This is a genomic window from Bacteroides sp. FSHCM14E1 (genome assembly GCF_019633785.1).
Classification (GTDB): Bacteria; Bacteroidota; Bacteroidia; order Bacteroidales; family Bacteroidaceae; genus Bacteroides; species Bacteroides hominis.
The window spans coordinates 1-13,383 of the sequence record NZ_JADKYL010000023.1; the positions used below are offsets into that span (position 1 = coordinate 1).

The 13,383-nt window shown below is 37.3% G+C and carries 6 protein-coding genes; 4 read left to right on the forward strand and 2 right to left on the reverse strand.

Going from position 1 to position 13,383, the window contains the following annotated elements; genetic code table 11:
• Positions 1–10: 10 nt before the first annotated feature.
• Entirely contained in the window at positions 11–997 is a 987-nt protein-coding gene (locus tag ISX59_RS20855; RefSeq protein WP_032540030.1) for a FecR family protein, read from the reverse strand.
• A gap of 124 nt (positions 998–1,121) precedes the next feature.
• Positions 1,122–1,697 carry an RNA polymerase sigma-70 factor gene (locus ISX59_RS20860; protein WP_005810129.1) on the reverse strand — a complete coding sequence of 192 codons (576 nt, stop codon included), beginning with the start codon at positions 1,695–1,697 and terminating at the stop codon, positions 1,122–1,124.
• An 890-nt stretch (positions 1,698–2,587) separates the two neighbouring features.
• On the opposite strand from ISX59_RS20860, the gene ISX59_RS20865 reads away from it, so the two are divergent.
• The 4 genes from ISX59_RS20865 (at position 2,588) to ISX59_RS20880 (ending at position 13,174) form a co-directional block, all read left to right on the forward strand.
• Positions 2,588–5,899, forward strand: coding sequence for a TonB-dependent receptor (locus ISX59_RS20865; protein ID WP_032540031.1), 3,312 nt, complete (start codon positions 2,588–2,590; stop codon positions 5,897–5,899).
• Between the two features lie 13 nt (positions 5,900–5,912).
• Complete coding sequence (locus ISX59_RS20870) at positions 5,913–7,679, forward strand: RagB/SusD family nutrient uptake outer membrane protein (protein ID WP_005810134.1); 1,767 nt, start codon at positions 5,913–5,915, stop codon at positions 7,677–7,679.
• 295 nt (positions 7,680–7,974) lie between these two features.
• Entirely contained in the window at positions 7,975–11,385 is a 3,411-nt protein-coding gene (locus ISX59_RS20875; RefSeq protein WP_220576246.1) for a TonB-dependent receptor, read from the forward strand.
• A gap of 28 nt (positions 11,386–11,413) precedes the next feature.
• A complete protein-coding gene (locus ISX59_RS20880) occupies positions 11,414–13,174 on the forward strand; it encodes a RagB/SusD family nutrient uptake outer membrane protein (RefSeq protein WP_005775680.1) in 1,761 nt (586 codons plus the stop codon).
• Positions 13,175–13,383 lie beyond the last annotated feature (209 nt).

The window sequence follows — 13,383 nt, forward strand, 5'->3', positions numbered from 1 at the left end:
AAATCGTGTTCTACTTAAGTTCTTCGAGAACATAGTAGTCATTGCTTATTAATTTATAATTTAATGGCGCACTATGCGACATAATGTTCAGAATCAGATCCAATGGTTCATTTCGCAATGTGAATGTAAAGCGATAATGATCAGCCACTTTCTGTGAGCAATCGATCTTTTGACCATACCATTTCTCTAAACGAGGTAAAATCATGGCCAATGTTTCGTTCTTGAAACTCAATCGTCCTCCAATACGCCAAGCAGAATATGAATTAGCATCTACATGATCTATACGCACATCACCGTTTGCTTGGCAAGTCAATTTTTCATTCGGACGAAGAATGTATTCTCCTTTAATTTGCTCTTTGTTATCCTTAGGTTCTACCCTAACTTTGCCATTGAGCAATACTGTTTCTACACTTTCGTCACCATCAAAACTAAAAACCTCAAATGCTGTCCCTAAAGCTGTAACATCCATATTCTTGGTTTTTACAACAAAAGGATGTCCCTTATCCGGATGAACATTAAAAAAAGCTTGTCCTGAAAGAGTTACTTCCCGCTTTTCTCCGGAAAACTCTTTAGGATATGTCAAACGACTTCCAGCATTCAACATCACCAGTGTACCATCTGCCAGTCTCACTGAATCCATGGATTGGCGTCCTGAATTCAGAACATACCAAACTTTTGGATCTGATTTTCTGGATAATAACATTAAAGATAATGTTCCGCAAATTAGCAATAATGCTATGGATGCTACCCAGCTATACCGATGTAAGCTTTGCCTAAAACGTCCGCTTTTTCCTTTCTTTATTTGGTGCATAACGTTTGTTAGCATTCGTTCTTCCTTATCGACATCGGTATACATATCAGAAGTCTGTTCCCATTGACTATAAATTGCCTGATTCACAAATTTATAGTTATTAAGTTTTTCTCGCTCTTCCGGCGATAGGCCATCGGTCAGCAGCTTCTTTATTATATTCTTATTTCCTGTTGTCGCTTGTTTCATCTTTATTACCTTCTTATTACCTATCTATTTATAAATACACGCAACACCATAACATCCCCCAAAGAAAATTTAAAATCTTTAAAATAAAAGGGAAATCATGAAATAAGCTCTCTATACCTTATTATTATAGAGAAAGAAATATGATAAATAAATAGATGTTTTTACGTAAAAATTTTAAGGCTTCATTAATATGTCGCTCTACGGTTTTCTCACTGATAGACAGTCGAGTAGCTATTTCTTTATAGCTAAGGTGCTCTTCACGGCTTAAGTGAAATACTTCTTGTTGCCGAGGCGTCAGTTCAGAAATTAATTTCTTTATATAGGCCTGAAGATCGGCCGCATCCATTTCATCTTCAATATCATATTCAACTTCTGCACTACTGAGTATAGTCGTTTTATACGCATTTTCATTGAAACTTTTACGAAATTGATTAAAAATTATATTGCGGGTTATAATAAATAAAAATCCTTTGAAGCTTTCATTCTCTTTCAAGAAGATACGTGCCTCCCACAATTTTACGAAGACCTCCTGTACCACTTCTTCTACTTCGGCCATAGAAGATAGGTATAAACGGGAAAAGTTGTGAACTTTAGGCCAATACATTCTGTATAGAGCAGTAAATGCAGCTTCGTCCCCCAGTTTTAATGATACAATAAGCTCTTTCTCGGTCATAAATCTATCGGTGTGATGTGCAAACATACAATTTTTTAGGGAGAAACAATACAAATTTTAAAATAAAAATAGAGGATTTATAGCAAATGAGCGCATTTGAATATAAAAAGATGTGTTTAAATAATAATGATTATAGAAATATAAAAAAGATAGTAAAATTCATTTTAGGTTGACATAAGGGAGAGGATCTTTATATTTAGCTAACTCAGACTTTCTTTAAAAAGATGCTATAATAATTTCTTCTTGAATAAAAATACTATTATCATGCAATATAAAATTGCCTTTTAAGTAAAAATACATTTTATTGCAGGATCTTATTCGTTTCCTGAATATAGGAAATTAATTCTCTATCTGTACGAAGTTAATATCCTGTTGACAAAACCTTAATTCTTTATTTGTACGAAGTTAACATCTTAAAAAGTTAGAGTTCAAAAATCTGCTTTAGGAAGCTATTTACTAATTTTTCCCGTTTACATTTCTACTATCATAAATCATCGTTAATTCACTTAATACATATCATTAAAGAGCTATATCGTTTGTTTTATCGAGCAAATACACAAAATTGGAGGCTTTATCCTATCAAATATAACTTTCTCTAACAGCAACACAGCTGTTTTTTTCCTCAGATCTTTGATTCGGGTGCTAAAACTAGCAATACAGATGAGATAGAAAATACAAAATGATAAAAAAGCATGAAATAGTCAAAATGTAAACAGGACCCAATAATAAAAATAAATAGAGGATAAAAATGCAATAGTTCTCGAAGAACTTAAGTAGAACACGATTTTACACCCTAAAAAGATTCAAATAAGAAAAATGGAAAAAACAGTGAAACATGTTAATCAAGCACGGGATTCTTAAAGGGCAACGCCTATTATTTGTTAAATTTAAATTACAATCTAATAATTATGGTATTTATGAAAAAATGCAATCAAAAGTGGTTTAATCCACAAAAAGTAAAAAAGCAAATAGCTATTGCTGTTGCTATTAGTTTAGTTTGTGCAATACCTATCAGCACATTTGCACAAGTACTCAAATTCTCAATAAAAAAGAGTAACACTTCTATCCAATCGGTGTTACAAGAGTTAGAAAGAGGAAGTGAATATACTTTTTTCTATAATGATAATCAAGTGAAGTTAGATAAAAAGGTTTCTATAAATGTAGAAGATGCTCCGATAGAAGTTGTTCTAAATCAAATATTTGAAAATTCCGGGTACTCTTATAGAATAGTAGAGAATCAAATTGTTATATATACAATCCCCACCACAACTGCGCAACAAACGGTTCAACAGCAAAAACAACAAAAAGTGACCGGTGTAGTAAAAGATATTGCAGGGGATCCTATAATAGGAGCATCTATAATAGAAAAAGGATCTTCTTCAAACGGGACTATCACTAACGTGAATGGCGAATTTTCTCTTATAGTAACAGGCAATGAACTCCAGGTTAGTTACATTGGATATATTCCTCAAACCATTAATCTCAAACCGGGGGTAAGCTCTTATAATGTAATAATGAAGGAAGATACCAAAACATTAGATGAAGTAGTGGTAGTTGGGTATAGTACACAAAAGAAAGAGAGCTTGACTGGTGCGCTACAAACAGTTAAGAGCGATAAACTAAAAGATATTACTACCCCTTCAGTAGAAAATATGTTAAACGGAAAGGTTCCGGGAGTATATGTAGCTCCAGGGTCGGGACAACCCGGGTCAGGAGGAGCTGTCGTGATTCGTGGACAAGCAACTTTAAGTGGGACCACTGCTCCATTATGGGTTATTGATGGAGTGATTGTTGGTTCAAATGCCGGTGCTTTGAATCCAAGTGATATAGAAACAATGACTATCCTAAAAGATGCTGCTTCTACTGCTATTTATGGTTCACAAGGAGCCAACGGCGTTATTCTGGTAACAACCAAAAATGGTAAAGCAGAAAAGATGACAGTAAATGTCTCTGCAAAAGTTGGTATCAGTAAGTTAGGGAGAGGAAATATGGAAATGATGGATGGAGCGGAGCTATATGATTACTATAAATCATTCTCAAATCAGGAAGCGATTACTTTTTCACGTTATAATGATGAACTGCGAAATTGTAATTTCGATTGGTTTGATTTGGCTGCCCAAACAGGAGTTACCCAAGATTACAATGTTTCTTTATCCGGAGGTAATGAGAAAATCAGATCTTTCCTTTCCATCGGTGTCTATGATGAAGAAGGAGCAGTGAAAGGCTATGATTACACACGATATAACTTCCGGTTAAAAACAACCTATAACCCCTTTGAATGGTTGAGTATAAAACCTGCACTGGCAGGATCGCGACGGGATATTGAAGATAAACAGTATGATGTTACTTCCATGTTCCAAAGACTGCCATGGGATAGTCCTTTTGATGAAGAAGGGAATTTGGTTCCCAATAGATATACAGGATGGGTGAACAGTTCTAATAGCAATTATCTATACGATCTGCAGTGGAATAAATCGAACTCTACCAATTATGAATTTATGGGTAATTTAGATTTTGATATTAGAATTACTGACTGGCTGAGTTTTTCATCCGTCAATAACTATAAATACATAGGCTATAATTACAGTGAATATACAGATCCGCGCTCAAGTAGTGGAGAGGGAGTAGATGGGCGTATGCGTGAATATCAAACTACCACTGTACGTCGTTATTCTAACCATATCATACGTTTTAACAAAATGTTTGGTAAACATTCAATAAATGCGTTGGCTGCTTATGAATTCAACGATTATTGGGCTAAAGCAACAGATATGTATGGAATAGGATTTATTCCCGGTTTCGAAGTATTGGACGTGGTAGCTAAACCGGAGAAAGTTGGTGGTAGTATTAGTGAGTGGGCGGTACAGTCTCTTTTATTTAATGCAAACTATGCTTTTGATAATAAATATCTGGCACAACTATCGTTCCGTCGCGATGGAGCCTCTAATTTCGGAGATAATGCAAAATATGGAAATTTCTTTTCTATCAGTGCCGGATGGAACATTAATCGTGAGAAATGGTTTCATGCCTCTTGGGTTGATGTATTGAAATTACGTATATCTTATGGCTCGGTGGGTAACCGACCAAGTTCACTTTATCCCCAATACGATCTCTATTCAGTATCTTCTAAATATAACGAAGAATCCGGAGCCTTGATATCACAATTGGGCAATAAAGACCTTACTTGGGAAAAGACTTATACTACAGGCACCGGAGTTGACGTAGCTTTTTTTGATAATCGGTTGAGAGCAAGTTTTGACTGGTATAATAAGTACACAAGTAACATTCTATATGCAGTACCCATTTCCGGATTAGTAGGAGTGACAAGTATGTGGAAGAATATTGGTGAAATGCAAAATCAAGGATTTGAATTGTCCATTGGCGGTGATATTATCCGTACGAAAGACTGGGATTGGAATATAGAAATTAACTTGGGACATAATAAGAACAAATTAAAGAAACTCTATAAGACAAAGAACGCTGAGGGACAATTTGTAGAAAAGCCAATTATTATTTCAGATGGAACATCGATTGCAGGTACAGCCAAAAGAGTATTACAGCCAGGTTATCCATGTGATACTTATTATCTGAAAGAATGGGCAGGTGTAAATCCGGAAAATGGGGCACCTCAGTGGTATAAAACCGTAGAAAATGAAGATGGAACTTTATCACGTCAGAAAACAAGTAATTATTCTGAGGCTGATCAAGTGAAATGTGGAAGTTCATCTCCAGACATCTTTGGAGGATTTAGTACGGTACTCCGCTGGAAAGATATTGATCTGAATGCAGTATTTGGCTACTCTGTAGGAGGGCAAATCTATAATTATTCTCGCCAGGAATATGATTCAGACGGAGCATATAACGATCGAAATCAAATGAAACTTCAAAAGGGATGGAATCGTTGGGAAAAACCGGGAGATATAGCTACACATCCGATGGCTTCTTATAGTAATACGAGTAAGTCGAACAGTTCTTCCTCGCGCTATCTTGAAAAAAATGACTATCTTAAATTGAGATCATTATCAATCGGTTACAACCTAAAATTGCCTCAATATTATATTAATAATATGAGAATTTTCTTCACTGGAGAGAACCTGTTCTGTGTTACAAATTACTCAGGCGTAGATCCGGAAATTCCGGCCAGTGATGGTTCTGTAATAGGTACTGCATTACCTTCGGTTTATCCAACTGTACGTAAATTTATGTTTGGGCTTAATTTAACATTCTAAAAGTAACGATTATATGAAAAAAATAATAACTCTACTATGTGCGGTTGCCACTTTAACCGCTTGTGACATAGACAGACTTCCTTATGGTTCAATGTCAGCCGAACAAATAACTCAGGATCCTACCTCTTCATTAGAGTCACTTGTAAATGGATGCTATGCACAATTAAAAAGTTGGTCGGATCCTATGCATCGTTTAGGGGAATATGCGGGTGATAATATGGCGAAAGATAAATCATCAACGGATGCCTTTTTCGATTTTATTTCTTATTCCCGCGATGCTGATAATTATCGTCTACAAAGCTTTTGGGACTCCGGATACAAAGCTATTGCACAAGCTTCGAATATTATTAAAATGATTGATGAAGGACAAAGCAAAACCATTGATTATCAGCTGGGTGAATGCTACTATATCCGTGGTATGATGTATTTTTATCTTGGACGTGCTTTCGGACGTCCTTATTGGGACAAGCCGGAAGGACATATGGGAGTCCCTATTGTAAACGGTACGCCAGACGATGTGAATAATCTTAATCTTCCTGATCGTTCGACTGTTCAAGATACTTATGAACAAGCTATTGATGACCTGAAAGCAGCGGCCCGATTGATGGAAAATGGAGAAACTAAACGAGAAGGTCCTGCATATGCATCTAAAGAAGCGGCATGGGCCATGTTGTCTCGTATTTATTTATTTATGAGTGGAACTTATGAAGCACCCAATAGTGAAAATGCCCAGTTGGCCATTGATTATGCAACTAAAGTCATTGAAAGCACCACTGATGAAGGTGGACTGAAATATGAGTTGCTCTCCCGTGAAAATTTTATGCGATATAATACATTCATGCCGGAAAATAATAAAGAATCTATTTTTGTAGTAAAAATCATGGCATCAGAAAAGCCGGATTATTGGAATTCTATTGGTGGAATGTATTCTTATGCTGGACAGCAAGGCTGGGGAGAAATGTATGCGAGTGCCAAATACATGGATTTATTAAATGAACAGGGACGTAACGATTGGCGTCCTGACAAGAAAAAGATTGTAGATGCACGAGCAAATTTCATTTCACCAAGCTACATCACGGATAGTGATGGTAAATATGTTGAAGTATTCCGTTTCATAAAGAATGTATACAACAAAAACAACATACATACAGGATATACATATGTACAATTGCCCGTTTCTAAAAGAGGTGACACTGTAACTTGTAAAGAGGGGGAAACTAATTACACATTGTCATTAATAAACAGTAGTGAAGAAAAATATTCAATCAGCTATTCAGACGGTCAAATCTATCACGGTGTTATTGATTATGAAATAGAACTCTCAAGCGGGCAACCCAAATTCTATATTCTCAAATGTTCGAATGAAGGAACTGCAAGCGGAGAAGCTGAATCTCAATTACATTCTCCTGTCATCTCTCGTTTAGGCGAGGTTTACTTGAATCGCGCAGAAGCATATGCCAAAAAAGGTGATTATCCTCATGCACAAGCAGATCTGAATATCATTCGTGAACGCTCTTTACCCGGCGGAGGTTATAATGACTTAAATGCTTCCAACGCTAAGGCGCGAATAGAAAAAGAGAGACAATTAGAGCTGGCCTATCAAGCAGAACGTAGTTATGATGTATTTCGCAATTGTGAAACATTAACTCGCAAATATCCCGGAGTACATGATGCCATGCTTGAAATTCCTGCTACAGACTATCGAGTTATTTATTTTATTCCACAAAGTGCTATTAATTCTTATCCCGGAACCTTAACACAGAATCCTACCAGTAATTAGAAGCGTTTGACGAAACGTACTTCAATAGATTTTTAATAAAAATGTGAGGCTTATCTATAACTAAATAGATAAGCCTCTTTCTATATGTAATACGATTATTATTAGTTGTCTTTTTGAAATTGCCCTTATACCAAGTTCATACGGAACTTGGATAATTCATCATTTTAAACCTAAATAAAAAGAAAGAAATGCACAAAGAAAAATGACAACTTAGTTAGCCGAGGTACGTTGGTACAAAAAGAATCATGTACCCTCTTTATCAATCAAAATTACAATCTAATAATTAATCGTATTTATGAAAAAATGCAATCTGCGGTGGTTTAACCCGCAAAAAGTCAAAAAACAACTGGCGTTTGTTTTGGCAATCTGTCTGGTTTGTATGGTGCCTGTCACTACCTATGCCCAAATTCTTAAAATATCCATGAAGAGGACTAATGTCTCTATTCAAAATGTGATACGGGAATTAGAGCAAAAAAGTGGGTATACCTTCTTTTACAATGACAATCAGGTAAAACTCAGTAAGAAAGTTTCTGTAGATGTTACGGATGCACCTATTGAGAAAGTATTGGATCAGATTTTTAATAACTCCGGTTATACTTATAAAATAGTAGATAATCAGATTGTTGTTTCGGCAGCAAAGATAGAAACTTCTAAAACATCCTCTCTCCAACAACAGAAAAGTGTACGTATCACGGGACAAGTGAAAGATATTACCGGAGAACCGATTATTGGTGCTTCTGTTGTAGAAAAAGGATCGGCAAGTAATGGTACAATTACTGATATGGAAGGAGGTTTCAAGTTAACAGTATCAGGTAATGAATTGCAAATAACCTATATTGGTTATATGCCACAAACCGTAAAAATTCATCCGGGAGTAACCAACTATAGTATCACAATGAAGGAAGATACCAAGACTCTGGACGAAGTGGTAGTGGTAGGTTATGGTACACAAAAGAAAGTAAACTTAACCGGTTCGGTAGCTTCGGTTAGTACTGATGAAATCAAAGACCGCGTACAGACGAACGTGTTGTCGGCTGTGCAAGGTACAGTACCTGGAGTAACCGTTATTTCACGTCCCGGACAAACACCAAGTATTAACTTCCGTGGACGTGGTAACTTAGGAATTTCGTCACCTCTCTACGTAATCGATGGTGCAATTGCGGATGCCACATTCTTTTCTAACCTTGATCCAAATAGTATCGAATCTATTTCTTTCCTGAAAGATGCTGCTTCATCGGCCATTTACGGTTCACGTGCGGCCTATGGTGTAGTATTGGTAACTACCAAACAGGGAAAAAATGATAAAATGAACGTTTCGTACAGTGGTTACGTAGGTTTGAGTAACCCTACTTACAAACCGGAGTACGTCAATTCTACCCAATATGCAGAGTTGTACAATGAGGCTCTCTACAATTCCAATCCAAAAGGTGGAAAATACCAAGGGTATACCGAGGAAGAAATTGGCTATTTCAGAGATGGTTCTAAACCAGACTTATATCCAAACACAGATTGGAATGATCTGATATTAGACAAAAATGTACTGACCACTCAGCATTCCTTGGATTTCAGTGGTGGAACAGATAAGATACGTTACTTTATCGGTTTGGGCTATGTGTATAAAGACAACATGATCCCCGGACAAGATAGCCAACGTTACAACTTGAATACCAATCTGAGTTCAGATATCACCAAGTGGCTGACTGTAAAGGCAGGAGTAAAATATATCCGCAATGATTCCGACCGTGATTGTGGCGCACCTTCATTGGCCAGTTTCTCAATGGTACCGGTTACATTCGTTGCAAAACAGTCAAATGGTGATTGGGGAACTGTGAACGGAGGTCAATCGGCAACAAGTAGCTTCATTACAAACAATCCACTCCGTGCATTGAGCAAATCGGATTGGAGTAAATCAAAAAGTGAAAATACCATGTACGATCTCGGTTTTGATATCAAACCGGTAAAAGGGCTTATTATTAGCGGACAAGGTGTATTCAAAGGATATGAATATAAGAGCAAAAGTTACACCGCCTTACAACCTAATGCCATAAACTACTTTTCCGGAGAAGAAATAGTTGGAACCGGAGTAACCAAAAATAAAATGAGTATGGACTGGCAGAGTACAAATACAATGCTTTATACGGCGACAGCCAGATATGACTGGTCGAATGATAAACATTCAGTAGGAGCATTGGTAGGTACATCTTACGAGCATTATAAATATGAAAGACTGGCAGGATCACGTGAAGAGTTCCCATCTGACGCATTAACAGATATGGAAGCCGGCTCTACGTCGGGAGCAGGCTATACCAATGGTGCAGGTTCATCGGAATATAAGATGTTGTCTTATTTTGCTCGTGTTAACTATACTTTGATGGATCGGTATTTATTGGAAGTAAACATGCGTGCAGATGCATCTTCACGTTTCCACAAAGATCACCGTTGGGGATATTTTCCTTCATTCTCGGCTGGATGGAGAATGAATGAAGAAGGCTTCATGAAAGACATCGAGTGGATCAATAATCTGAAAATCAGAGCTTCTTATGGTACTCTTGGTAATATAAACAATGTAGGAAATTATGATTATTTTCAGAATTACAGCAGTGGAAACCATTATAATTTCAGTGATTCGCCCGTAATCGGTATCGGTGAATCCAAACCTGCTAATGAAACGCTCGGTTGGGAAAAAGTTGCTTTAACTGATATTGGTTTGGACTTCGACATTTTCAATGGACTTTTGGGTGTAACAGCTGATTACTATATCAAAAACACAAGTGATATTTTGTTGGGATATAACGTACCTACAGAAACCGGTATCACAGCTGCACCTTCACAAAACATTGGTAAAGTGAAAAACACAGGTTTCGAATTAGCTTTGAATCACCGTAACAAGATTGGAGCTGTTAACTACAGCATCGGAGCTAACATTGCTACCAATAAAAATAAAATTACCAACTTAGGCGGTTCGGACAATATTATTCAGACCAGCAGTTATATCGTGAAGTATATCCTGAAAAAAGGGGAATCAATCGGTTCTTTCTATGGATTTAAAACAGACGGACTGTATACTCAAGCTGATATTGATGCCGGGCATTACTACACATTAAGTGGAGTAGTACCTAATGCAGGTGATGTTAAATTTGTTCCTCAACGTGACATCGAGTACAAACAGGAGATCACAGACGAAGATCGTACTATTCTTGGTAAAGATGTGCCCGACTTTACATATGGTGTAAACTTAAGCCTACAATATAAAGGTTTTGAATTCAGTATGTTTGGACAAGGAATCAGTGGAACTAAGGTAGCATTTGACGTATATGGTGTTCACCCATTCTACCATGGTCAGGATAACCCAAGAAAATACCATCTGAAGAGATGGACAGAAGAGAATCCAAATCCATATGCTGCTTATCCTCGTCTCTACTCGGCAAGTAGTGTACACACAACTTATAATCGTAATTTCAGTGATTATCATTTGTTTGACTCGGACTATTTCCGTTTCAAGACTTTGTCATTGGGATATACGGTACCATCTGCCACGGTGAAGAGCTGGGGATTGCAGTCATTGAAGGTATATGTAACAGGAGAAAACCTGTTCACAGTACGTGCTGATAAAAAGATGGAAGACTTTGATCCGGAAACAGCCGGTGGTGTGATTTATACGCTGGGAACCAAATCGGTAGCATTTGGTGTAAACATATCATTCTAAAATCATTCATTAAAAAATAGAATTCACAATGAAAAACAATATAAGAAAAATTGCATTGGGATTATGTCTCACAGGAGCGTTAACAGCCTGCGATTTAGATGTGGTTCCACCTGCTGACATTGCAGCAGAAAACTTTTGGCAAACGGAAAAAGATGCATGGTATGCTTTAAATACCTGCTATTCTACATTGGATGGTGTAGACATTTGGGATGAATTGTGTACAGATAATGCACATAGCCACAAACCTTGGGAAGGAAACTTCGAAATGGTACAACAAAACGGTATAAGTACAGCCAATGGATATGGAAGCTACTATTTTGGTACCGTTCGTGTAGTGAATAACTTTATTGCTAATGTAGATAAATGTGCAGTCAGTGATGAACTAAAAACACGCATGAAAGCAGAAGCACGTTTTTTCCGCGCTTTAAGTTATCTTGATTTGACCACGAAATTCGGAAAAGTTCCGGTAATTACGGACGTTTTAGCTTATGACGCACCGAATGTTAAACGTGACGAAGTGGAAACTGTCCGGAAGTTCATTCTTGACGAATTGGCAGAAATAGCGGAAATCCTTCCTGATAGTTATAACGGTAGCTACATGTATGAAACAGGACGTATCACTCGTGCCGGTGCTCTGGCCCTTCGTGCACGTGCCGCCTTGTATTTTGGAAATTACGCCGAAGCAGAGTCATCTGCCGGAAAAATCATTTCTGAAGGACATCATTCTCTGTTCCGTGTGTCGTCACTCACCACAGCGCAACAAAAAGAAGCCAACGAAATGGATGCTTATATTGATTATGCAGCCAAAGGTATCGATAAAGATAAATTCGTGAAAGGTATGTTCAGTTATGAATCATTGTGGCACAAAGGTAACGCATCTCCCGCCAATCCGGAGTATATTGTAACACGTGAGTACATGGCTGATGCAAACAACTATGATTGGACAAGATATACATATTTCATACCCAAATCATTCTCTCAATACGACGGATACTGTTCTTATGAACCGATGCAGGACTTAATTGACGCATACTGGGATGTGGATGGTAAAACAATGCGTAATGACATCACTATGGAACAGCGTAAAGAACGTTATGCCGAAATATGGAAAGACTTTAAAGATATGAGCCAATCTCAATTCATTGAAAAAGTTCCGCAAACGGATATTATGAAATACGACTATATGAAAGAATTCCGCAATCGTGACAGTCGTTTATATGTATCTATGATGTTCCCTTTCAAAGGATGGCATGAAACTGTTAAAGGCACATTCTATTTCCGTTGGGATCCGGATCTGATAAATAAAGATGGTAATGAATCATGGACGGGATATTTTTATCGTAAAATGGTCACTCTCGATCCTTATGATACTTGGACTGCTGAAGAAGATTATCCGGTGATTCGCTATGCTGAAGTATTGCTGACATACGCAGAAGCACGTATCCAGAACTCCGGATGGGATACAGAAGTACAGAAAGCATTGAATGACCTGCGCGATCGTTGTGGTATGCCGGATGTACCGACTTCCATGCCTTCTAAAGAAGAAGCTCTGGCTTTTGTACGTAATGAACGGCGTATTGAATTAGCGGCAGAAGGCCATCGTTTTGATGATATACGCCGCTATGGAAACGACTATTGCAGCAAGGCTATGAATGGTCCTTCTTATGCTCCAAACGGATATGTTGTAATCAACAAAGTTTGGGATGAGCGTTTGATGCTTATGCCTATACCTCAAGGTGCAATTGACTTGAATCCATTGTTGAAAAACGATCAGAATCCGGGATATTAATTTAACACACATTATTTATTGAGGGTTAAAGCCCGTTCATGGTAATACATGAGCGGGCTTTTTTATGTCCCAATTTATGATATTCAGAACTGCAATTTCCTCATTTATAACCATTCAGGTGATAACCGGTTTTACATCTCTTCTGCCCAAGTTCGTTTAGAACTTATACCAAACATCAAATTTTAAACCTAAATTAATAAAGAAAAGAA